Annotated in this window: 23 protein-coding genes, 2 tRNA genes and 1 other annotated feature; of the genes, 9 read left to right on the forward strand and 16 right to left on the reverse strand. The window is 43.7% G+C overall.

The genetic code is table 11. The features are described 5' to 3' along the window. The 8 genes from ACGTN9_RS00185 to ACGTN9_RS00220 form a co-directional block, all read right to left on the reverse strand. Positions 1-999, reverse strand: a complete 999-nt coding sequence (locus ACGTN9_RS00185; RefSeq protein ID WP_499589364.1) for a DUF3231 family protein — start codon at positions 997-999, stop codon at positions 1-3. A 67-nt stretch (positions 1,000-1,066) separates the two neighbouring features. Then, entirely contained in the window at positions 1,067-1,927 is an 861-nt protein-coding gene (locus ACGTN9_RS00190) for a DUF421 domain-containing protein (protein ID WP_499589366.1), read from the reverse strand. An 18-nt stretch (positions 1,928-1,945) separates the two neighbouring features. Then, positions 1,946-2,152 (reverse strand): DUF1657 domain-containing protein, encoded by a 207-nt coding sequence (locus ACGTN9_RS00195; protein WP_499589368.1) that lies wholly within the window; start codon positions 2,150-2,152, stop codon positions 1,946-1,948. Positions 2,153-2,164: 12 nt separating this feature from the next. Next, the gene (gene spoVAE, locus ACGTN9_RS00200; protein WP_499589370.1) at positions 2,165-2,515 is read right to left on the reverse strand and encodes a stage V sporulation protein AE; all 351 of its coding nucleotides are present in this window, start codon (positions 2,513-2,515) and stop codon (positions 2,165-2,167) included. Next, complete coding sequence (gene spoVAD, locus ACGTN9_RS00205; RefSeq protein WP_499589372.1) at positions 2,512-3,516, reverse strand: stage V sporulation protein AD; 1,005 nt, start codon at positions 3,514-3,516, stop codon at positions 2,512-2,514. The genes spoVAE and spoVAD overlap by 4 nt, the downstream gene beginning before the upstream one ends. Next, positions 3,516-3,995, reverse strand: coding sequence for a stage V sporulation protein AC (gene spoVAC, locus ACGTN9_RS00210; RefSeq protein WP_499589374.1), 480 nt, complete (start codon positions 3,993-3,995; stop codon positions 3,516-3,518). Before spoVAC ends, spoVAD begins: the two co-directional genes overlap by 1 nt. Before the next feature lie 13 nt (positions 3,996-4,008). Next, positions 4,009-4,458: a YhcN/YlaJ family sporulation lipoprotein gene (locus tag ACGTN9_RS00215; RefSeq protein ID WP_499589376.1), complete on the reverse strand. Its 450-nt coding sequence runs from the start codon at positions 4,456-4,458 to the stop codon at positions 4,009-4,011. Positions 4,459-4,530: 72 nt separating this feature from the next. After that, positions 4,531-4,737: a DUF1657 domain-containing protein gene (locus ACGTN9_RS00220; protein WP_499589378.1), complete on the reverse strand. Its 207-nt coding sequence runs from the start codon at positions 4,735-4,737 to the stop codon at positions 4,531-4,533. Between the two features lie 240 nt (positions 4,738-4,977). Between ACGTN9_RS00220 and ACGTN9_RS00225 the strand changes: the two genes are divergently transcribed. Further along, positions 4,978-5,238: a 2Fe-2S iron-sulfur cluster-binding protein gene (locus ACGTN9_RS00225; RefSeq protein WP_499589380.1), complete on the forward strand. Its 261-nt coding sequence runs from the start codon at positions 4,978-4,980 to the stop codon at positions 5,236-5,238. A gap of 65 nt (positions 5,239-5,303) precedes the next feature. Here the strand turns inward: ACGTN9_RS00225 and ACGTN9_RS00230 are convergent, their stop codons facing one another. Beyond that, positions 5,304-5,885 carry a cell wall hydrolase gene (locus ACGTN9_RS00230; protein ID WP_499589382.1) on the reverse strand — a complete coding sequence of 194 codons (582 nt, stop codon included), beginning with the start codon at positions 5,883-5,885 and terminating at the stop codon, positions 5,304-5,306. Positions 5,886-6,058: 173 nt separating this feature from the next. On the opposite strand from ACGTN9_RS00230, the gene ACGTN9_RS00235 reads away from it, so the two are divergent. From ACGTN9_RS00235 to ACGTN9_RS00250, 4 genes are read left to right on the forward strand one after another with little or no spacing between them, the layout of a single operon-like run. Then, positions 6,059-7,231, forward strand: a complete 1,173-nt coding sequence (locus ACGTN9_RS00235) for an LL-diaminopimelate aminotransferase (RefSeq protein ID WP_499589384.1) — start codon at positions 6,059-6,061, stop codon at positions 7,229-7,231. 3 nt (positions 7,232-7,234) lie between these two features. Continuing rightward, a complete protein-coding gene (locus tag ACGTN9_RS00240) occupies positions 7,235-8,896 on the forward strand; it encodes a thiamine pyrophosphate-dependent enzyme (protein ID WP_499589386.1) in 1,662 nt (553 codons plus the stop codon). A gap of 32 nt (positions 8,897-8,928) precedes the next feature. After that, positions 8,929-10,425, forward strand: a complete 1,497-nt coding sequence (locus tag ACGTN9_RS00245) for an aldehyde dehydrogenase family protein (RefSeq protein ID WP_499589388.1) — start codon at positions 8,929-8,931, stop codon at positions 10,423-10,425. Positions 10,426-10,458: 33 nt separating this feature from the next. Continuing rightward, on the forward strand, positions 10,459-11,622 hold the full coding sequence (locus ACGTN9_RS00250) for a saccharopine dehydrogenase family protein (protein ID WP_499589390.1): 1,164 nt from the start codon (positions 10,459-10,461) through the stop codon (positions 11,620-11,622). A gap of 273 nt (positions 11,623-11,895) precedes the next feature. On the opposite strand, the gene ACGTN9_RS00255 is transcribed toward ACGTN9_RS00250, so the two are convergent. The 3 genes from ACGTN9_RS00255 to ACGTN9_RS00265 are packed head-to-tail and all read right to left on the reverse strand — an operon-like array spanning position 11,896 to position 15,731. Beyond that, positions 11,896-13,350, reverse strand: coding sequence for an NAD-dependent succinate-semialdehyde dehydrogenase (locus tag ACGTN9_RS00255; protein WP_499589392.1), 1,455 nt, complete (start codon positions 13,348-13,350; stop codon positions 11,896-11,898). 11 nt (positions 13,351-13,361) lie between these two features. Beyond that, positions 13,362-14,564, reverse strand: a complete 1,203-nt coding sequence (locus ACGTN9_RS00260) for an acyl-CoA dehydrogenase family protein (RefSeq protein WP_499589394.1) — start codon at positions 14,562-14,564, stop codon at positions 13,362-13,364. Between the two features lie 24 nt (positions 14,565-14,588). Continuing rightward, a complete protein-coding gene (locus ACGTN9_RS00265; RefSeq protein WP_499589396.1) occupies positions 14,589-15,731 on the reverse strand; it encodes a CaiB/BaiF CoA transferase family protein in 1,143 nt (380 codons plus the stop codon). 242 nt (positions 15,732-15,973) lie between these two features. Between ACGTN9_RS00265 and ACGTN9_RS00270 the strand changes: the two genes are divergently transcribed. After that, entirely contained in the window at positions 15,974-16,942 is a 969-nt protein-coding gene (locus tag ACGTN9_RS00270; RefSeq protein ID WP_499589398.1) for a bile acid:sodium symporter family protein, read from the forward strand. Between the two features lie 70 nt (positions 16,943-17,012). After that, the gene (locus tag ACGTN9_RS00275) at positions 17,013-17,159 is read left to right on the forward strand and encodes a hypothetical protein (RefSeq protein ID WP_176791295.1); all 147 of its coding nucleotides are present in this window, start codon (positions 17,013-17,015) and stop codon (positions 17,157-17,159) included. Positions 17,160-17,222: 63 nt separating this feature from the next. On the opposite strand, the gene ACGTN9_RS00280 is transcribed toward ACGTN9_RS00275, so the two are convergent. Next, positions 17,223-17,295, reverse strand: a tRNA-Arg gene (locus tag ACGTN9_RS00280). Between the two features lie 176 nt (positions 17,296-17,471). Between ACGTN9_RS00280 and ACGTN9_RS00285 the strand changes: the two genes are divergently transcribed. Beyond that, positions 17,472-18,113 carry a deoxynucleoside kinase gene (locus tag ACGTN9_RS00285; protein WP_499589401.1) on the forward strand — a complete coding sequence of 214 codons (642 nt, stop codon included), beginning with the start codon at positions 17,472-17,474 and terminating at the stop codon, positions 18,111-18,113. Then, positions 18,110-18,796 carry a deoxynucleoside kinase gene (locus tag ACGTN9_RS00290; RefSeq protein WP_499589403.1) on the forward strand — a complete coding sequence of 229 codons (687 nt, stop codon included), beginning with the start codon at positions 18,110-18,112 and terminating at the stop codon, positions 18,794-18,796. Before ACGTN9_RS00285 ends, ACGTN9_RS00290 begins: the two co-directional genes overlap by 4 nt. A gap of 216 nt (positions 18,797-19,012) precedes the next feature. Here the strand turns inward: ACGTN9_RS00290 and ACGTN9_RS00295 are convergent. From ACGTN9_RS00295 to pdxT, 3 genes are all read right to left on the reverse strand, one after another. Beyond that, positions 19,013-19,105: transfer RNA gene (locus ACGTN9_RS00295), tRNA-Ser, on the reverse strand. A gap of 219 nt (positions 19,106-19,324) precedes the next feature. Then, the gene (gene serS, locus ACGTN9_RS00300) at positions 19,325-20,599 is read right to left on the reverse strand and encodes a serine--tRNA ligase (protein WP_499589405.1); all 1,275 of its coding nucleotides are present in this window, start codon (positions 20,597-20,599) and stop codon (positions 19,325-19,327) included. A 59-nt stretch (positions 20,600-20,658) separates the two neighbouring features. Then, positions 20,659-20,878 (reverse strand) — a binding site (T-box leader). Positions 20,879-20,916: 38 nt separating this feature from the next. Beyond that, on the reverse strand, positions 20,917-21,507 hold the full coding sequence (gene pdxT / locus ACGTN9_RS00305; RefSeq protein WP_499589407.1) for a pyridoxal 5'-phosphate synthase glutaminase subunit PdxT: 591 nt from the start codon (positions 21,505-21,507) through the stop codon (positions 20,917-20,919). Positions 21,508-21,522 lie beyond the last annotated feature (15 nt).

A 21,522-nucleotide genomic window follows, 5' to 3' on the forward strand; every position in this document is an offset into this window, starting at 1 on the left:
TCAGCTGGAAGAATGCATGACTAGTTCATTTCGATCAGGGGCTTGGGGAGGTTCTTCTAACCATCCATGTTTAATCATTAAATCTAAACCGTCTTTTGCATATAAAGCCACTTCCACCGATAGCCGTTGATAGTTAAGGACTAAATCATAGCGCATGCTTGCCGTAGATGCTGCGGAGTAATTACCCTGACCTGTCGTACTAAGTACGCTCATCAAAAACACGATCAGGCGATCAGAAAATGTCTGGGTAGTAGAATTGGTGACTAAGCTGTTCGATCCCATCGGCGGATGGATTTCCGATGAATCCAGTATGTGAGAAAAAGTCTGGATATGTTTGGTGGAAATATCCTCGCCTTTTTTCATATAAGCTACAATTTCTTTCGTGGTCGTCGTCTGGGCAAAGGCACTACATATCGCTTCCCCAAGCATATTGGTTTTAACATTTTCAAATAAATGACTGATTTCAATGGTGTTGAGCGAACGTTTCTGGAATGGACTCAAATATTTTTTCCCTTCTACATACTCGATTTCTTTTTGCACATCAATTTGAGGAGGCCGCACGTAGATCCCCTTTTCTAATCCAACAGCTACAGCCCGGTTGAACAGCTCTGTTGTTTCAGCAACACACCTGGAAAACAATTGGCGTATATCTTCACGTGACGAGGTACTTAAGGAAGCGCCATATGCCAGGACACCGGATTTTCCCATATTTCCGAGAAACATCAGGATGAATGCATCCGAAAACAGTTTAGGCGCTTCCATATTGACATCCTTTTCATTAAAACCGTCAGGAACCAGAAGCTCGTCTTCTTGAAAAATACGCTTCATATCTTCAATCACTGTAGAAGAAAATCCTTCTGCATATTGGACGACAGATTTAATCTCGTCATCCTCGACAGTTTCATTAAAATAGCGCAAGAATTGAATGGTCATTGTGTTTTGGACATATTGCGTCCACAACATACCAATTTCACTGGCGGTTAGCTTTACGGCTGGCAATGAAAACAGCTCCTTCACTTTTGTTTTGCTTAGCTTTTCCTAACAGCTGATGTTTATGACGCATTCTTTATCCTTTTAAATGAGGGGATAGGATATCCATCGACTCCTGCAGCTTCCTGGCATTGGCTGTGTATAGTCGCTTGGCAGCTTCTGAGTCGGTCGCTAATGCAAACAGCTCCAGGTCCGCCTGGCATTTTTTCATATTAGCGAGCATCAGCAGCTTATCCTGTGGTTTTGGCACTTCAATTTTATCGTCATACAAATCGATTGTAAGCTGGCCATAGGAATTGACTTGTCCGAGAAATACATTCTCAATAGTAACGTTCTGTTTCGCTAATTCCGTTTTCAACCACGCCCGGTTCTTTCCGGCAGAAGCCAGTTTTTCATCAAAAATCTCCCCATCCATGATGATCGTATGAGGTTCTTTTTCATTAACGCTGGGTAAATCAAGGTCCTTCCTTGTAACCGGACGGTTATCTTTTTTCAACATCACACTTAATTTGCCATCTGCTTCTAAGATGGCATATTCTACTTCATCTACCTGGAACACATCTTTCCCCCGTAACAACTGCAGCAGTTCGTCGGTGGTATACTTCTCTTTTTTTAAGTTATCCTCAAGAATTTTCCCGTCCTTGATCATTACTGTCCCTTTCCCTTCGACCACATCCCGTACCGTTTTACTATGAAGCGACAGCACTTCTACGAAAAAAGGGAGCACAGCAAAAATAGCTACACCAATGATGCCATGCCAGATATTATTCTCTAATCCCATCATGACCTCAGCAGCGATACTACCGATGGTGATTCCTGAAACATATTCAAAGAATGAAAGCTCGGATAACTGCTTTTTCCCTAACAGCTTTGTCGTCAAAAAAAGCACAAATAAAAATAACACACCCCTAAATACCACTTCCAGCCAACCTGGCATTCTGCATCACTCCTTGAACTAAAACCCCTTATATTGCTCTTCTTCTCGCTCCACTTCTCCTATACGCTGCATCAAATCGTGTTTGATTTCTTCCATTGCCAGCATCTGTTCATGAAAAAGCTTTTGTTCATCTGCGGCGTTTGTATTAATCGCAAGAGCGGATAAACCAGCTTCGATACTTTTAATTGTGGCAAGGCATTGCTTAAGATCTGCACCAACTGTCATAATCGTTGCTCCTTATCCTTTTGGCTTGAATAGGATTGCTGCAAGTGTACCGAAAATGATGGCTGCCGAAATACCGGCACTGGTTACTTCAAACATTCCGGTCACTACCCCTACAAGTCCATGTTTTTCTGCTTCTTCCATCGCACCGTGTACGAGGGCGTTGCCGAAACTTGTGATCGGTATTGTCGCACCAGCTCCTGCAAAATCAATCAAAGGTTCATACAAACCAAAACCATCTAAAATAGCCCCGGCAACAACCAAAGCACTTAAAGTATGAGCGGGAGTCAATTTAAAAACATCGAACATAATCTGCCCAATCACACAAATAAATCCGCCGACCATAAAAGCCCAGAAAAAAATCATTGTTCCCCACCCCCATATTCAATCGAAACAGCATGGGCAATACAAGGAATCGTCTCATTCTGTTGAAATGTGAGCGGGGATAATAATGCTCCAGTTGCCACTACGAGCATGCGTTTCAATTCTCCTTTTTTCATCCGGTTCAATAAATGCCCGTATACAACCACAGCAGAACATCCGGCGCCGCTGGCACCTGCTAAGACAGGCTGGTCTTCCCGGTAAATCATAAGCCCACAATCCTGGAATTTTTCCTCCGGAATTTCTGTGCCATGCTTTTTTAATAAATCCATCGCTGTCTCTCTTCCTATGTGGCCAAGATCCCCGGTTACAATCAAATCATAATAAGAGGCATCAATGTTTCGATCCCGTAAATGCGTTTCAATGGTATCTACAGCTGCCGGCGCCATTGCTCCCCCCATATTCATAGGATCAGTTAAACCCATATCAACTACTTTACCGATTGTTGCCGATGTCACCACTGGTCCTTCTCCATCCGGCTTCAAAACCGACACCCCAGCACCTGTCACCGTCCATTGTGAGGTTGGCGGCTTTTGAGCGCCATACTCTGTTGGATAGCGGAACTGCTTTTCAACAGCAGCATTATGACTGGCTGATCCAGTCAGAATACAATTGGCTCCTCCATGATTGATGATGAAAGCACTGAGAGCAAGTCCTTCCATAGAGGTAGAACAAGCGCCAAACAAGCCAAGATATGCGGCACCGATTGTTTCAGCAGTAAAACTAGTCGGAGTTATCTGATTGATAAGATCGCCGCCAATGAAGAATTCTACCTGTTCCTTTGTGATTCCAGCTTTTTCTGTTGCACGCAGCGACGCTTGTTCAAACAGAACTTTATGTGCTTTTTCATAACTATCCTCATTCAACCACAGGTCGCCATGCAATAGATCAAAGTCATCTGCCAGATTTCCATTTGCTTCAAAGGGCCCGCCAACAGTACCGGTCGCTACGATCACCGGACGTTTTTCAAACTCCCAGGTACGCATTACAAAGCCCCCCACTGGATCAGCAGTGTTTTAATCAAGGCGATGATAAAAGCAGCGAATACCCCCGACATAATAACTGATCCTGCTAATTTGAACATGTTACCACCTACGCCTAGAATGAACCCTTCACTTCGGTGCTCAATGGCTGCTGATATGACAGCGTTTCCAAACCCAGTGACAGGAACGGCTGTACCAGCACCACCGAATTGGGCTAAACGATCATACACCCCAAAACCTGTCAGCAGCATAGCGATGAATACCATTACAGCTACCGTAGGGTTTCCCGCTGTCTGCTCCGTGAAATTAAAATTATAGATAAAAAAAGTCTGGATAAACTGTCCAATCAAACAAATCAATCCCCCGACAAAAAAAGCCTTGATACAGTTCTTCACTACAGGCCTTTTCACTTCACGCTGTGCTTGGAATTTCTGATATTCTTGTTGAGCAGGAGTAAGATTTTTTTTCTTATTGTTGGACATGTTGCCACCTACTTTAAGTTTTTTCTTTGGATAGCTTAATGAGCCTTTCTATCTCGTTCGACAATTTTTTCTTGTCGACTTTCCCTTCTGCCAGCCGCTTTTTCAGCTTCATCACTTCCAGATGGATTTTTTTATCGAGGGAAATCGTGACATTATAATCGGAAAACTGCTCTTCTGCCTGTCTGGTCAGTTCTTTCTCGATCTTTTTCAATTGGAAACGTTCATTATGAGGAACCTGGGCAGCGATCAACAATTTTTTCTCATCATTAACTGCCTGAACATCAGTCAGGTTGTTCTCATTTCGCAGTGCCTGATCTGCCTGATCAGAAATTTGCTGATTTAATTCGGCTTTATTAGATATCTGCAAAGGCAGTTCGTTATTTTCTCCTTGCCCACCATTGCCGCCAGCCTGACATCCGGTAATAAATATAGTAATAAGTAATACGGCCAGTATATTTTTCATAGTCATTTCACCCCTCAAAAACGGCTGTTTGCAGAATAAGGTTAGCAGTCCGCTAACCTTATTCTGCTTCCATTATTGTTGTTTGTATTGAGGTTCTTCTTGTTCAATTTCTTTTACACGGGGCTCGACACTGTCTATGATTGCCTGTGTTTGTTGAGCTGCCTGCTGATACAGTTGTTTTGCCTGCTGATTCTCTGTTCCAAGCGCGAATGTTTCAAAATTCGCCTGCGCACTTTTCAAGCCGGCAACAGTTTGTTTCACATCGCTGATAACTGTCATTTTTCTCTCTCCTTACTTTTTTACAAAGGTTATTTTTTACATGAACGTATCAATTATGTTTACCTATTTTTGCTTATTTATGATGGGAGAGTAAAAAGAATGGCAGCAACTTATGCCCTAATAAATGCTGGAATTTCTGAGGGATAAATAAATGAAGACTTGTGTCGAAAGATAGGAAACCATACAATATACATTAGACATTTACACAATCCAGAAATACGACAAAGGGGAGAATGCACCATGGAGACGATTCAAGTTAAACAAAATGGAGAAGCTTATTCGATTGAACCAGTCAAAGGAAAATCATTGCTAGCCACAGCGTTTGAACAACAAGTCCCTTTGGATTATAAATGCCAAAAAGGGAATTGTACGCGCTGCAAGGTCGAACTCCTCAATGGGCAAGAAAGTGTCAATAAACCTACTCCAAAGGAACATGAACAAATTGAATCAGAACTGGAACATGGTTATCGCCTCGCATGCCAAACCGTTCCGATCAAATAAGCCAAAATAAAAAAAGCTGCCGCACAGGTTGATTTTCCTGTGCGGCAGCCTTTTTGTTTAAAATTTTATCGTGCAAAAACGTGGTTTCCGATAACGTTTGTTACTTCACGCTGATTCAAATATTCATTGCTTGCTTTATCCGGATTGAAGAAATACAGCGATCCATATCCAAGACCGTGATGAGCGATTGCTTCATTGACCGCTTGTTTAGATTCCTCACTGGCTGGTTCGTTAATTGTACCATTCAATACTGGTGAGAACTGATAGCCGTCATAGATGACATCGGTAATCGTATCAGGGAATTCATTACTATCGACCCGGTTCAATACCACGGCAGCGACAGCCACTTTTCCTCCGTAAGATTCACCTTTTGCTTCAGCTTCTACTAACCTGGCAAGTACATCTTTTTCTGCGTCAGTCACAGTGACAGGAATCGTCAACTGCTCACCTGGGTTTATATTGTTATTTTCTTTTCCATTCGCTTCTTTGATATCAACAACGGAAACTCCATATTTAGTTCCAATTTTATATAGAGACTCTCCTTCTTTGACGGTATGACCCTCGCCACTTGCGGCATTTGCAGGAATTGCTGCAGTCAAAGCCATAATGGCCGTCAGGGATGAAATAATCATTTTCTTGATCGTCATATCAAAACCTCCTTCAAAATTCATCCACTACAATCTAACACGCCTCTAGTAATCATTCATTATAAAATTATTGCCAATTTTACCATTCAGCTACTATCTCCCACTTTCAAACATAAATCGGACATGCTCACTCATATAATGAACTATATTTGATTGTCAAAGGGGAGGATGATTTGCCGCCAATAGCTGATCGTGTCACTAGTTTACCTCCATATTTGTTCTCTATCTTCCAACAAAAGAAAAAGGAGCTGGAAGCCAGAGGAGTTGATGTGATTGATTTAGGTATCGGTGCTCCAGACTTGCCGACCCCTTCTTTCATTATCAACAGGCTGGTTGCTGAGGTGCAGAAACCGGACAACCATATCTACTCCTCCTACAATGGGTGCAAAGAATTCCGGCAAGCCGTCGCAGATTTTTATAAAAACACCTATCATGTCGAGCTGGACCCTGACACAGAGGTACTTGCATTAATTGGTTCAAAAGAAGGCATTGCCCATATGGCCATGACAGTATTGAATCCAGGGGACACAGCCCTTATTCCAGACCCCGGCTACCCTGTTTATCGTTCTGCCGTCCATTTAGCAGGCGGGAAAACTGCTTATCTGCCTCTTAATGCTAATAATGGCTACCAGCCTGAATTCCATAAGGTTCCAGCTGAAGTTTGGGATGCTGCCTCTGTCATGTTTTTGAACTACCCCAGCAACCCGACAGCAGCCACTGCTGATGTGTCGACATTTGACCAGGCGATCGATTTTGCCAGGAAACATAAACTGGCCTTACTACATGATGCGGCTTACAGCGCTGTGACCTTCGGTGGTTATCAGGCACCGAGTGTACTGCAAAGCCGCGGAGCCAAAGAGGTAGCAGTAGAATTCGGGTCCTTATCAAAAAGTTTTAATATGACAGGCTGGCGAATCGGCTATGTAGTCGGTAACAAAGAGTTAGTCAAGGCTCTATCCATTGTAAAAAGCAATACCGACACCAGTCAGTTCCTGCCGATTCAAAAAGCTGGAGCGACTGCACTGCGCAGTGATTTTTCCGCTGTAAAAGAGAATGTCGCTATTTATGAAGAACGAATGATAATTATGCTGGATGCGTTACGAAGTATTGGAATTGAGGTGTCCAAACCAAGAGGGACATTCTTTATTTGGGCACCAGTGCCAGAGGGCTTCACCTCTGCCAGCTTTGCAGAAAAGGTACTGGAAGAAGCAGGAGTCATCGTTACACCTGGAATCGCCTTCGGGCCTTCAGGAGATAATTATTTCCGAATTTCGTTATCTGTGGATACGAAACGGCTGCAGGAAGCAGCCGAGCGAATGAAAGTATGGAATTCCAAGGAGAGTTGATTCATGAAATCATCAAACCAATCAGCTTTGATGACTGGTGCCAAAGGGGTTGTCACCTGTTTAAAAATTGAAGGAATCACCAAGGTGTTTTGTGTACCTGGTGAAAGTTATCTGCCCGTGTTAGATGAGATTTATGAAGAGCCGAGCATGGATTTGATTTCCGCACGCCATGAAGGCGGCGCTTCCTTCATGGCGGAGGGATATGCCAAAGCCAGTGGCAAGCCAGGGGTCGTGATGGCGACACGTGGAGTCGGTGCAGCCAATTTATCTATAGGTGTGCATACTGCTTACCAGGATTCCACCCCCATGGTTGTGTTTTTAGGACAAGTAGACAGCAAATTCCTGGGAAGAGAAGGTTTTCAGGAAGTCGACCTTGTCCATTTCTTTCAGCCTATCACCAAATGGGCTGTTGAAATTACTCATGTTGAGCGGGTACCTGAACTGATCCAGCGTGCTTTCCGAATTGCTCAAACGGGGAGGCCCGGCCCTGTGGTGGTGTCTCTCCCGGAAGATATGCTGCGAACAAAGCAAAACATGCAGTTCGGGCCTCCTGTCATAAAACCGGCACCAGCTCCTTCTCCGAAAGAAATCGATACCTTTATGGAAAGCTTTCAGCAGTCTAAAAAGCCGCTGATCATCGCAGGAGGAGGAGTAAAACATGCGGGAGCAGAAGAAAAACTGCTGGCATTTGCTGAAAAAAACCAGCTTCCTGTCTTATCTGCTTTTCGCAGACAGGATGTATTTCCCAATGACCACCCTTTGTATGTAGGTCATCTCGGTTTAGGGACAAACCCTAAAGTTCTGGATACGGTCAGACAAGCAGATGTCATCATGGCATTGGGAACGCGTCTATCTGAAGTGACGACACAGGATTATTCCATTATTTCACCTGCTCAGACATTGATTCACATCGATATTACACCTTCTGTTCTAGGTAAATCATTTGCTCCTGATCTTGGTATTGTAGCTGACTTGAAGGAAGCTTTGGATACTTTATTACAACAACAAAAAACGGATACAGGCTGGAGAGACTGGATACAGGAACGAAGACAGTGCTATGAAGCTGCTTCTCAAATGAAAATAGATCACAGCACCACGATCACGAACAATCAGGTAATTTCCTGTATGCAGGAGCTATTGCCCGCGAATACGGTCATCACGAATGATGCCGGAAACTTCGCAGGCTGGCTCCACTCCTACTATCAATTCAAGCACAAACAAACCTATGTCGGACCGACTTCCGGTGCAATGGGGTATGGCATGCCAGCAGCATTAGGTGTCAAGCTGGCTTGCCCCGAAAAAACGGTCGTTTCGTTATCAGGAGATGGCGGTTTCATGATGACGATACAGGAACTGGAAACGGCTGTACGTTATAACATCCCCATCATCAGTATTGTGTTCAACAACCGGATGTATGGCACAATTCGGATGCATCAGGAAATCCACTTTCCCCGGCGAGTATCTGGAACTGATTTAGGATCCGTGCAATTTGCCCAGATAGCCAAAAGTATGGAAGCCGATGGTTTTTTTGTGAATAGTCTCGAAGATTTTAAATATGTCTTAAGTAAGACAGTTAAAAATGACCGCCCTACTGTCATTGAAGTGCCGATGGATCAGAATCAAATTTCAGCTAAGCGGACAATCGAAGATTTACGAAAACACTAAACCAGATAATTTTTATAGGGAGGGTGTCGATCATGGTCGATATCGAAAAGAAGCTGGTCAATTATATTGATGGAGAATGGGTGCTTCCGGACAGGAACAATTATACGGCTGTTGTGAACCCGGCGACAGGACAAACGATTACAAAAGTGCCATTATCTTCGGATAATGATGTAAAAGCTGCAGTTAAATCGGCTAAAAAAGCACAAAAAAGCTGGGCGCTGGTACCTGCACCACAACGAGCAGAGCTATTATACCGCGTTGGAAGCATGATGAAAGAAAGAAAAGAACACCTGGCTAAACTTTTGACGATGGAAAATGGTAAGGTCCTGGAAGAAGCACGCGGTGAAGTCCAGGAAGGCATCGATATGGCCTTTTATATGGCTGGCGAAGGACGGCGCCTATTTGGACAAACTACCCCATCCGAACTTAAAAACAAATTCGCGATGAGCGTCCGGTCTCCTGTAGGAGTTGTCGGCATCATCACACCCTGGAATTTTCCAATTGCCATCGCGACGTGGAAATCATTCCCGGCGATTGTAGCGGGAAATGCGGTCATCTGGAAACCAGCTACCGAAACACCAATCATGGCCTATGAGCTAGCCAAGATCTTTGAAGAAGCCGGCTTGCCGAATGGTGTATTGAATGTCGTATTTGGTTCTGGATCGGATGTTGGAGAAGCGATGGTAGCGGATGATGATATTCGTGTCATTTCTTTTACCGGATCGAATGAAACCGGTCGTAATATCGCTGGAAAATGCGGGATGAAACTGAAAAAGGTCTCTTTGGAGATGGGTGGGAAAAATGCGGTCATCGTTATGGATGATGCTGATTTGTCGTTAGCTGTCGAAGGGATCTTATGGAGTGCTTTCGGAACTAGCGGGCAACGTTGTACCGCATGCAGCCGGGTGATTGTCCATAAAGATGTGAAAGAGGAACTAACAGAGCGGCTTCTGACAGAAATGGAAAAACTTACGATCGGGAATGGTCTGGATGAATCAATCAAGGTCGGCCCCATCATCAATCAGGGAGCATTGGAGAAAATCGACCGCTATGTACAAATCGGAAGACAAGAAGGAGCGATGCTGCTGGCTGGCGGGTATACGCTCCATGACGAAAAAGACAATAATGGCTATTATTACGCTCCTACCCTATTTTCCGATGTGGATCGAACGATGCGAATTGCCAAAGAGGAAATTTTTGGCCCTGTCGTATCCTTGATTGAAGTAGATAGCTTAGAAGAAGCCATTGAAATCAATAATGAAGTAAGCTACGGATTATCTAGCTCTATTTTCACTCAGAACGTCAACCAGGTATTCGCAGCACAGCGCGATTTAGATACAGGGATCGTCTACGTCAACGCAGGAACAATTGGTGCTGAAATCCATCTTCCATTCGGTGGAACAAAAGGAACCGGAAACGGTCACCGCGATTCAGGATTAGCGGCACTTGATGTATTCACAGAATGGAAAAGCGTCTATGTCGATTTCAGCGGAAAATTACAGCGTGCGCAGATCGACACAGAAGCATAGGGGATTTTTCTAGCATGTGAAGGAGGTTTTTAAATGAAAGTAGCTGTATTAGGTTCTGGTTTGATGGGAAAGGAAGCTGCCCGTGACTTAGTTCAAAGTCCGGGCGTCACCAAAGTAGCGCTTGCTGATGTCGACTATCAGAAATCAAAGCAGGCATGCAGACAATTGAACAGTCCAATACTGGGAGCTGCCCAGCTTGACGCCAGTAATGAAACAGAACTTGGGAATTTCATTCGTGATTATGACGTGGTAATTAATGCACTTTTTTATTCTTTTAATGAAATTGTAGCAAAAAAAGCGATTGAAGCCGGTGTCCATTCTGTCGATTTAGGAGGCCATATCGGCCATATGACGGACCGAGTATTACAGCTGAAAGATCAGGCAAAAGCTGCTGGAGTAACCTTAATCCCGGACTTAGGCGTAGCGCCAGGCATGATAAATATTTTGTCGGGATATGGAGTAAGCAAACTGGATCAGGCCAAATCAATCAAGCTATATGTCGGAGGTATTCCTGTCCAAGCTGAGCCTCCATTTGAATATAATCATGTGTTTTCGATGGAAGGTGTCTTCGATCACTATACCGACCCTGCTTTGATTATTCGTAATGGCATGAAACAGGAAATCCCATCTTTATCAGAAATCGAAAGAATCTATTTTGAAAAATTTGGACCGTTAGAAGCCTTCCATACGGCAGGAGGTACATCAACTTTATCTTATTCTTATCCATACTTAGATACTTTAGAATACAAAACCATCCGTTACCCTGGGCATGCAGAAAAATTCGGTCTGCTGGTAGATTTAAATCTGACAAAGAATGATTACTATGTCGATGTCAACGGCAATGATGTCAGCCCAAGAGAAGTTCTATTAAAAGTATTGGATCCAATAGTCGACTTGAAAGATAAAGATGACGCCGTTCTTTTACGTGTACTTGTTTCTGGTGATAAAAATGGCCGATCCACTACTTACTCTTATGAAATGACGACGTTCAAGGACCGGAAAAATAATGTAACTGCAATGGCTCGTGCTACAGCTAATTCAATATCTGTTGTCGCTCAAATGCTTGGAAAAGGTATTATTGAAAAGCGTGGGGTCTATCCTCCGGAACAAATCGTCCCGGGAAATATTTATATAGATGAGATGGCAAAACGTGGTGTGAACATAATGGAAAAGGTGCATGTGGAAGACTCAGAATAATACAATGTTAAAAAGCAGCCTATCACCTTAAAGGGTGGTTCGGCTGCTTTTTAAGTTGGTGCTGTGTTAAATCTCAGAGTCAATTTCACAGAATTAACAACATTTTTTTGACAGACCACGCTTGCTAAATGGCGATCTTATCATTTTATTCGACAAAAAAACTGTATATCATACATTTTTTTAACTAACATCCTTGAGTTTACTAGATATCCCTTTTGGTAAGTAAACAAAAAACCTCCGGTTAGTTTTTAATATCCGGAGGTTTTCCAGCTGTCAGTTTTCAATTCCCATCGATATATATTTCAACTCTACGTATTCATGGATGCCATGGTGCCCACCCTCTTTACCTATGCCCGATTGTTTGATACCACCAAAAGGGGCTTCTGCTACGGCAGGAAATACATCATTAATGCCGATGATCCCATAGTCCAACTTTTCAGCGACCCGGACAGATCTATCCAGATTTTTCGTGAAAAAGTAAGCAGCCAGGCCATATTCGCTGTCATTGGCAGCTGTAATGGCTTCTTCTTCACTTGTAAATGCCTGGAGCGGCAATATCGGTCCGAAAGTTTCTTCTTTCATGACCAGCATATCGTTTCTGACATCAGAAAGAACGGTTGGCAAATAATAATGGCCTTTGCCTGTGCCTTCCCAAATGTTGCCGCCACAAGCGATCTCCGCCCCTTTTGACACCGCATCATTTACTTGCTCGTGTACTTTTTCGGTAGCTCCTTCATTGATCAATGGTCCCATATCAATATCGTCGCCCAGACCGTCGCCAAGCCTCATTGCTTCGACCTTTTCGACCAGTACCTTTTTAAAATCCTCCCAGATTTTGTCTTCCACATAAACCCGGTTCGCGCAAATGCATGTCTGTCCACTATTCCGGAACTTGCTCGCCAACGTCATTTCAGCCGCCTTTTCCAGGTCAGCGTCAGCAAAAATAATGATCGGGGCATGCCCGCCAAGCTCCAGAGACAACTTTTTCACCTGGTCGGCACTTTCACGCATTAAATGTTTTCCTACTTCAGTAGAGCCGGTGAATGTTATCAACCGGACAGCTTCATGGTGCAATAAAGCATCACCTATTTTGGCAGAGTTGCCGGTCACCAGATTAACTACACCATCGGGCACTCCTGCTTTCTCCAGAATTTTAACGATCTCGATTGCTGTCAATGGTGTTTCAGAAGCCGGCTTCAATACAACGGAGCAGCCCGCTGCCAAAGCAGGAGCAACTTTTCGCGTGATCATCGATGCCGGAAAATTCCATGGGGTGATAGCACCCACAACTCCAACAGGCTGTGGGATGACAGACAGTCGTTTCGATTCTATGGAGGATGGAATCCATTCTCCATATAGGCGATTCGCTTCTTCTGCATACCATAATAGGAAACTGGCAGCTGATTTGATTTCTCCCTTCGCTTCCCGCAATGGCTTTCCTTGTTCCATTGTAAGGACTGCCGCTATGCGATCCGCACTTTCTTCCATCAATTGATAGGCCCGGTATAGAATGCTGGAGCGTTTTCTGGGTGATAGTGAGGCCCATCCTTCCTTGGCTTCACTGGCAGCTTCAATAGCATTCTTCGTATCAACTTCATCACCATAAGATACATGGGTAAGGATATCCCAGGTAGCCGGATTACGTACCGGTGTTTTTTTCCGTGAAGAAGCGCTCTTCCACCTTCCATTGATATAAATACTAGGAATATAGTTATTAAAAGTAATCAATCCAAAACCTCCTATTGTTCATCAGGTTCATAAGGCCATGCTGGCAGCATATGATCCAAAGGCTTATCCTTCCGATAACCAAGTACATATTGGGCTTGCATGATCGTATGGATTTCCCTGGTTCCTTCATAGATGACCGGTGCTTTCGAATTTCGCAGATGACGTTCGACTGGATATTCATTCGAATAACCATAAGCACCGTGAACTTGAACCGCATCATCCGCAGCTTTATTGGCAAAATCACAGGCTTGCCATTTGGCAAGTGACGTTTCCCTTGTATTGCGCTTCCCTTGATTTTTCAACTCACCGGCCCGGTAAACAAGAAGCCGGCTCATCTGGAGGCCTGCTTCCATATTGGCAATCATTTGTTGTACCAATTGATGTTTTCCAATTTCATGGCCAAACGTTTTTCGTTCATGACAATAATCGACACTGGCCTCCATGCAGGCCATGATCAAACCACAGGCTCCGGCCGCGACTGTAAAACGGCCATTATCTAATGCAGCCATGGCTATTTTAAACCCGTCTCCTTCTTTTCCAAGCAAGTTTTCAGCAGGAATCTTCATATCCTCAAAGAAAAGCTCTCCTGTATTGCCTGCACGTATCCCAAGTTTTCCTTTTGTAGCTTTCGATGAAAATCCCGGGGTGCTGCGTTCAACAATAAAAGCCGATATGCCGTGATGCTTTTTACTTTTATCGGTATAGGCAAAGACAATAAAGTGATCGGCTGTATCGCATAGCGATATCCATGTTTTTTGCCCATTCAATACATAATGATCGCCCTTATTGACAGCGGTTGTTTGCAGTGCCGCTACATCAGACCCTGCACCTGGTTCTGTCAGGCCGAATGCTCCTATTTTTTCGCCTTTTGCTTGTGGAACAAGGTACTTTTGTTTTTGCGCTTCGGTTCCCCATTGCAGTAAAGTTAGACTATTCAAGCCGATATGGACCGATACGGCGGTACGGAAAGCAGTATCCCCTCTTTCTAATTCTTCACAGACAATAGCGAGAGAATTATAGTCCATCCCACTGCCCCCATAGACTTCTGGAATACAGACACCCATCAACCCTAAGTCCGCCAATTGGGTTAAAACGGCAGAATCGAAACGACCTTGTTCGTCCCACTTCTGCATATACGGCATGATTTCCTTATCCACGAACTGACGTGTCATTTTACGTAATAATTGCTGCTCTTCCGTAAAGTCAAAATTCATTCGTTTATCCTCCAGTTTCTTTATTTACTCCCCACCATTAAAAAATTCCTGTTGGTGCTCGCCTGCTTCAGGGGGATGATACCGATAGGAGACAGGCGTCCTGGACAGCTTTAATGGACTCCCGACCAGTTTTATCTCCCCGGCTTTGGGATGCTGCATAGAAAAAAACATCTCCCTGGCAGCTAATTGGGGATCATTAGATAACACCTTTAAGTTTTGTATTGGACCGCATGGTATGAGGGCTTTATCCAGCTGCCTTTTCCAATAGAAGGATGGCTGTTTATGGAAGGCTGCTTGTAAGATATTTCTCAGTTCTTCCCGATTTTCAACACGAGCCGGGTTAGTGGAAAAACGATCATCCATAGCTATTTCAGACAGTTCTAACAGATCGCATAATCGTTGAAATTGACGGTCATTCCCCACTGCCACTACCATTTCACCATCTGCCGTCCGGAAAGTTTGGTAAGGAACAATATTGGCATGATTATTACCTAAACGCTTTGGTATTTTTCCGGACATCAGGTAATTACTCGCGATATTGACCAGGGAACTGACGGCTGTGTCATATAAGGCGAGATCGACTTTTTGCCCACTCCCGGACTGGTTTCTTTCTAATAAAGCAGCTTGTATCCCGATACAGGCATAAAGTCCGGTCAGCACATCGGTAATAGCTATACCCACTTTTTGAGGTCCTGACGTTTCATCCCCTGTAATATTCATCAATCCACTCATCGCCTGGATGATAAAATCATAGCCTGGCAGGTCTTTATAGGGGCCTGTCTCTCCGAAACCCGTGATACCACAATAGACAAGTCTGGGATTTATATCTTTTAAAGCATCGTATCCTAGTCCCAGCCGCTCCATCGTCCCCACTTTGAAGTTATGGATGACCACATCAAAATCACGGACTAAGTCCATGATCTGTTGTTTTCCTTCTTCACTTTTCAAATTAATTGTGATCGATTTCTTATTGCGATTCGTACATAAATAATAGGCGCTGACACCCTCCTGGAAAGGAGGTCCCCACTTCCTTGTTTCATCACTGCCTCCTGGAGCTTCTACTTTAACAACCTCCGCCCCCAGGTCACCAAGGATCATCGTACAATAGGGTCCCGCCAGTACTCTCGACAGATCGAGCACTTTGATACCAGATAATGCGCTCTTCATTACTCCCAATCACCTCACTTCTTTAAAAAGCTGTGTCCGTATGAAGTTGTATTTTTTTTGAGCTTACTTATAGGTATGATTTTTCGCAGCAGAACATGTCCAAAAGAAATATGGAAAACCTTTATTCTATAGCTTTTATCAGAAAAAGCATTAACGCTTTAAATTATTTATTTAAAAAGGTTTAGATTTTTCAGATTATAAGGTATAATCAAAAATTAATTTATCAGAAGGAAGTGAGCGCATTGAAAACTTTAGAAAAAATCAGTAGTTTTATGGGGAGTACGTTCGCTGTCTGGGTGATACTATTTGCAATCGTATCTTTTCTTTATCCGCCAGCTTTCACCTGGATAGTCCCATACATCATGCCATTGTTAGGTATCATCATGTTTGGTATGGGGTTGACGCTTTCCATGAAAGATTTCAAAGAGGTCTTCAAGCGGCCTAAGGACGTCGCCATAGGCGTAGGAGCACAATTCTTGATCATGCCGGTTTTAGCATTCATCCTTGCTCTGGCTCTACCAGTTTCGCCTCAGGTAGCTGCCGGAGTCATTCTCGTCGGTTGCTGTCCGGGAGGTACTTCTTCGAATGTAATGACCTTTTTATCAAAAGGAGATACGGCGCTTTCTGTCGCCATCACATCTGTTTCAACCCTGCTTGCACCAATTTTCACACCATTATTGGTATTACTGTTCGCCAGCAGATGGCTGCCTGTTTCTCCTGGAGCTCTATTTATGTCCATTGTAAAAATCGTTTTAATCCCAATTATTCTTGGCATTATTGTCAAAGCTTTACTCGGCAATAAGGTTGAAAGCGGAGTAAAAGCATTTCCACTGATTTCCGTTATTGCCATCGTGGCAATTGTTGCCGCAGTTGTCGGTGCTAATCAGCAGCAAATAGCAACTACAGGAGCACTTATCTTTGCAATCGTCGTCCTGCATAATGTGCTCGGTTATTTGATTGGTCTCGGACTTGGAAAAATGTTAGGAATGGAGCCTGCGAAACAACGTGCTGTCTCTATTGAAGTCGGCATGCAAAACTCCGGACTTGGGGCCACACTTGCAGCCGCTCATTTTAGTCCGTTAGCTGCCGTGCCTAGTGCAATCTTCAGTGTTTGGCATAATATTTCCGGTCCGATTATTGCAACGATTTACCGAAAACAGAAAGAACAGGATCCTGCAGAGCTGTCGCAAGAGAAATTCAGTGCCAGCTGATGAGGGATGTGTACTTTCCAGCTCATTGCATAACCTAAGTGCAACTTCACTGAGAAAAGAGGGTTAAACGATGCTGGAAGAGCAATTGAGAGGAATGGAAGAATATAATACTGCAATCCTTAATGAACAAATGTTAAGAGAGGTCCAGGACCTGGAACAAAAACTGAAGGCCTATACCAATGAACCAGTCATCCTTATCGCATACACACATCGATGAAAAAACGATACTATGCAAAAAGCGCCGCATTCAAAGTTGAATGCGGCGCTTTTTCTGTAGAGACGCCCCCGGCAGGATTCGAACCTGCGGCACACGGTTTAGGAAACCGATGCTCTATCCCCTGAGCTACGGGGGCATGATGTTTTTCAAACACAAAGTATATTATACAAAAGATCTCGTCATTTGAAAAGATTTCATGCTCTTTAATTCCGTCAATAACTGTCCATTCCTGCCATTTGTGTGGTAAAATATAAGCTGTCTGTCTGAACGTATCGAATTATGTCTCTTATTGTTGGGTAAGGAGGAGAAGAGATGGGACAACTGCCTTTTGTTGCTGTGGAAGGGCCAATCGGAGTAGGAAAAACATCGCTGTCTAAAAAAATCGCCTCCCATTTTGATTTTCATTTATTACAGGAAATCGTAGAGGAGAATCCATTCTTAGGAAAGTTTTATGATGACATTGAAGAGTGGAGTTTTCAAACGGAAATGTTTTTTCTATGCAACCGGTTCAAACAGCTAGAAGATATAGAAACCAAATACTTACAACGTAACAAGCCCGTTGTGGCTGATTACCATATCACCAAAAATATGATTTTTGCACGTCGTACCTTGCCGAGTCAAAAGTTTGAAAAGTACACTCAAATTTATGATATTTTGACCCACGATATGCCACGTCCAAACATGATGGTTTATCTTGATGCGAGCCTTGATACACTTCTTGAGCGCATTCGTATGCGTAACCGTGGGGTGGAAGCTAATATTCAGCCTTCCTACCTGGAACAGCTGTCCCGCGATTATGAAGATTTCATGAATCATTTTGAAATGACCCATCCCGAGATTCCAGTCATTCGCATCGATGGTGACAAACTGGACTTCGTCAAACATCAGGATGATCTTCGCTATATTCTCGACCAGGTCGAACATCACCTATATAAAGGAGAAGTTATTACATGAACGCAAGAGAACGTCACGGCATCCCTCATGATAGTGTCATCACAATCGCCGGCACTGTCGGTGTCGGAAAATCGACGATGACCAATGCACTGGCTAACGCTTTGAATTTCCGTACTTCATTAGAAAAAGTGGAAACAAACCCTTATTTAGATAAATTTTATTATGACTTTGAACGTTGGAGCTTCCATCTGCAAATCTATTTTCTGGCCGAACGTTTCAAAGAGCAGAAAAAGATTTTCGAATATGGCGGCGGGTTCATCCAGGACCGGTCGATCTATGAAGATACAGGTATTTTCGCCCGTATGCATTATGAAAAAGGGACAATGTCTGAAACCGATTATGAAACATACACCAATCTATTTGATGCCATGGTGATGACGCCTTACTTCCCTCATCCAGACCTTTTAATTTATTTGGAAGGTTCGTTTGAAGATATTTTAGAGCGTATCCAGGACCGTGGCCGCCCGATGGAACAGCAGACACCGGTTTCTTACTGGGAAGAAATGTTCCAGCGTTATGAAAATTGGATTGATAACTTCAATTCCTGCCCGATACTACGTTTGAATATCGCAGACTACGATGTTATCAATGATGAAAACAGCATCGAGCCTGTATTAGAGAAGATCGGCCATTTCATCAATCAGTCACGCAAATGGCGGTCCAGCCGTTTACTGACAAAATAAACCTGGAGAAAGCCCCTTGAGGGCTTTCTTTTTTTGTACTTTAAGAAAATTTAATTTTTTAAAGTATTAAAGTGTAAGAAACATTTAGGCTTTCGCCGAGGAAGGAAGTGGCTATAAGCCAATTTTTTCCTGAAAGAAGAAAGAAAAAAGCCGCTGCCCTGGGGGCAACGACTTTTTATATAATCTCCAAATTTTATGCGCTTTGTTTGTAAAAAATGGCGGAGGAGGAGGGATTCGAACCCCCGCGGGGCGTAAACCCCCTGGCGGTTTTCAAGACCGCTCCCTTCAGCCGGACTTGGGTACTCCTCCGTCTTGTCCAACAAATAAAAATATATCATGCCCCTCATCCTACTGTCAACGCAAAAGCCAAAAGATTAAATTTTGTGATAATTAAACGATGAAAGCTATTTTTTAAAAAAGAAACAGGCAAGGAAACAACTCGCAGAAGAGAGTCTGTCCTCCACATACAAGCGGCCCTTCTTGTTATTAAAAACGAGCCTGAAACAATCTCAGGCTCGTTCTGTAACTTTATTTAATGACTTCTTTGCCGCCCATATATGGACGTAGTACTTCAGGAACGACAATTGTTCCGTCTTCCTGCTGGTAATTTTCTAAAATAGCTGAAACAGTCCGCCCGATTGCCAGTCCGGAGCCATTCAGGGTATGAACGAATTCCGGTTTTCCTTTCGCATCACGTCGGAAACGGATTCCTGCACGGCGAGCCTGGAAGTCTTCAAAGTTAGAGCAAGAGCTGATTTCACGATAGGTGTTATAGCTTGGCAGCCAAACTTCGATATCATATTTTTTAGCCGCTGTGAAACCAAGATCGCCTGTACACATGCTCATGACACGGTATGGCAGCTTCAATAACTGCAGTACTTTTTCTGCATTGGCTGTGAGATCTTCCAAAACATCATAAGACTCTTCTGGTTTACAGAACTGGACAAGTTCCACTTTATTGAATTGATGCTGACGGATCAAACCACGTGTATCACGACCGGCAGATCCTGCCTCAGAACGGAAAGAAGCACTGAATGCTACATATTTTTTAGGCAGGTCTTCTGCATCCAGAATTTCTTCCCGATGGTAATTCGTCACTGGTACTTCTGCCGTAGGTACAAGGAAGTAATCCCAGTCAGCGATACGGAATGCATCTTCTTCGAATTTAGGCAGCTGGCCGGTCCCAGTCATTGCTGTACGGTTGACCATATATGGTGGCAGCATCTCCTCGTAGCCATGTTCATCAGCATGTAGATCCATCATGAAGTTGAGTAACGCACGCTCGAGCCGTGCGCCCAAACCTTTATAAAATACGAACCGGCTTCCTGTTGTCTTAGAAGCACGTTCGAAATCAAGGATATCAAGCTCGGTGGCAAGATCCCAATGTGGCTTGGCTTCGAAGTCGAAATCCGGCATATCTCCCCATTTACGTGCTTCGATATTGTCATCTTCATCTTCTCCGACCGGCACGCTCTCATGCGGAATGTTCGGGATGGACAATAGCATCGTTTCCAACTGTTCTTCCACATCTTTCAGTTCATTATCGAGTTCCTTGATACGGTCTCCGACTTCCCTCATTTCTTTGATCATGGGATCGGCATCTTTCTTTTCACGCTTCAACACAGAGATTTCTTTAGAAACTTCATTACGTTTCGCTTTTAGTTCTTCCGTTTCTGAAATCAACTCACGCCGACGGCTGTCCAGATCACCAAACTTATCAAGATCAGATAAATCTTCCCCACGATTTTTCAGCTTGCTTTTTACTTCCTCAAAATTGCTGCGTAAGTATTTCATGTCCAACATGGCAGTTTCCTCCTCATTTCATTAGTTTTATCAATTAAAAAAGCTCTCATCCCTATAAATATAGGGACGAGAGCTTGTATTCCCGCGATACCACCCTGATTGGAGGCAAACATGCCTCCCGGCTCATCTTCTGTAACGGTGAATCACCGGATTTGCTTACTGATCGTTTCAGCAAATCAGCTCAAGGATGGATTCACAAGCCCTTCACATCAGTTCTCAGCCACCACTGACTCTCTTAAGAAAAGGGTTCTTGCTACTAGTTCCTGTCATCGCTTTGGAAATAGATTTGTTGTTTATAAAGAATAGCGAATTTCATCTTAGGATGCAAGTGTTTTTTTGGATTCTTCGACCATCTCGACGAAATGAGCAGTCAAACGATGGTCATCCGTCAACTCGGGATGGAAAGCACAAGCCAGTAAATGACCTTGCTGTGCCAAGACTACTTTATCGTTATAAGTGGCCAGGACATCAACGCCCGCTCCTACTTCCAGAATGTAAGGAGCACGGATGAAAACGGCATTGTACCCTTCTGCTATCCCCTTCATGTCTAAATCGGCTTCAAAGCTCTCCCGCTGACGGCCGAATGCATTACGTTCCACTTTGATATCCATCAATCCAAGATGGACCTTATCTGTACCTGCGATTTCAGAAGCAAGCAAAATCATTCCCGCACAAGTGCCGAAAATCGGTTTCCCTTGCTTTCCAAACTGACGCAAAGGCTCGAGAAAGCCATATTTATCAATCAGGCGGCGCATCGTTGTGCTTTCTCCGCCCGGGATAATTAAACCGTCCAAATCGTCCAGTTGTTCTACACGCTTTACAATGATGCCTTCAGCACCAGAAGCTTCAACAGAGCGGACATGTTCACGGAATGCTCCTTGAAGTCCTAATACACCGATTTTAATCATGCTGCATGTCTCCTT

This window comes from Halobacillus sp. B23F22_5, from assembly GCF_043497085.1.
In the GTDB taxonomy this organism is placed as follows: domain Bacteria; phylum Bacillota; class Bacilli; order Bacillales; family Halobacillaceae; genus Thalassobacillus.

What these genes read in the sequence shown, in the direction of transcription:
- ACGTN9_RS00240 (WP_499589386.1), top strand. Translation starts at nt 7,235, where the DNA reads ATGAAATCATCAAACCAATCAGCTTTGATGACTGGTGCCAAAGGGGTT.
- ACGTN9_RS00215 (WP_499589376.1), bottom strand. Translation starts at nt 4,458, where the DNA reads ATGAAAAATATACTGGCCGTATTACTTATTACTATATTTATTACCGGA.
- ACGTN9_RS00265 (WP_499589396.1), bottom strand. Translation starts at nt 15,731, where the DNA reads ATGAAGAGCGCATTATCTGGTATCAAAGTGCTCGATCTGTCGAGAGTA.
- serS (WP_499589405.1), bottom strand. Translation starts at nt 20,599, where the DNA reads ATGTTGGACATGAAATACTTACGCAGCAATTTTGAGGAAGTAAAAAGC.
- ACGTN9_RS00275 (WP_176791295.1), top strand. Translation starts at nt 17,013, where the DNA reads ATGCTGGAAGAGCAATTGAGAGGAATGGAAGAATATAATACTGCAATC.
- ACGTN9_RS00285 (WP_499589401.1), top strand. Translation starts at nt 17,472, where the DNA reads ATGGGACAACTGCCTTTTGTTGCTGTGGAAGGGCCAATCGGAGTAGGA.
- ACGTN9_RS00220 (WP_499589378.1), bottom strand. Translation starts at nt 4,737, where the DNA reads ATGACAGTTATCAGCGATGTGAAACAAACTGTTGCCGGCTTGAAAAGT.
- ACGTN9_RS00230 (WP_499589382.1), bottom strand. Translation starts at nt 5,885, where the DNA reads ATGACGATCAAGAAAATGATTATTTCATCCCTGACGGCCATTATGGCT.
- pdxT (WP_499589407.1), bottom strand. Translation starts at nt 21,507, where the DNA reads ATGATTAAAATCGGTGTATTAGGACTTCAAGGAGCATTCCGTGAACAT.
- ACGTN9_RS00245 (WP_499589388.1), top strand. Translation starts at nt 8,929, where the DNA reads ATGGTCGATATCGAAAAGAAGCTGGTCAATTATATTGATGGAGAATGG.
- spoVAE (WP_499589370.1), bottom strand. Translation starts at nt 2,515, where the DNA reads ATGATTTTTTTCTGGGCTTTTATGGTCGGCGGATTTATTTGTGTGATT.
- ACGTN9_RS00290 (WP_499589403.1), top strand. Translation starts at nt 18,110, where the DNA reads ATGAACGCAAGAGAACGTCACGGCATCCCTCATGATAGTGTCATCACA.
- spoVAD (WP_499589372.1), bottom strand. Translation starts at nt 3,516, where the DNA reads ATGCGTACCTGGGAGTTTGAAAAACGTCCGGTGATCGTAGCGACCGGT.
- spoVAC (WP_499589374.1), bottom strand. Translation starts at nt 3,995, where the DNA reads ATGTCCAACAATAAGAAAAAAAATCTTACTCCTGCTCAACAAGAATAT.
- ACGTN9_RS00260 (WP_499589394.1), bottom strand. Translation starts at nt 14,564, where the DNA reads ATGAATTTTGACTTTACGGAAGAGCAGCAATTATTACGTAAAATGACA.
- ACGTN9_RS00225 (WP_499589380.1), top strand. Translation starts at nt 4,978, where the DNA reads ATGGAGACGATTCAAGTTAAACAAAATGGAGAAGCTTATTCGATTGAA.
- ACGTN9_RS00195 (WP_499589368.1), bottom strand. Translation starts at nt 2,152, where the DNA reads ATGACAGTTGGTGCAGATCTTAAGCAATGCCTTGCCACAATTAAAAGT.
- ACGTN9_RS00190 (WP_499589366.1), bottom strand. Translation starts at nt 1,927, where the DNA reads ATGCCAGGTTGGCTGGAAGTGGTATTTAGGGGTGTGTTATTTTTATTT.
- ACGTN9_RS00250 (WP_499589390.1), top strand. Translation starts at nt 10,459, where the DNA reads ATGAAAGTAGCTGTATTAGGTTCTGGTTTGATGGGAAAGGAAGCTGCC.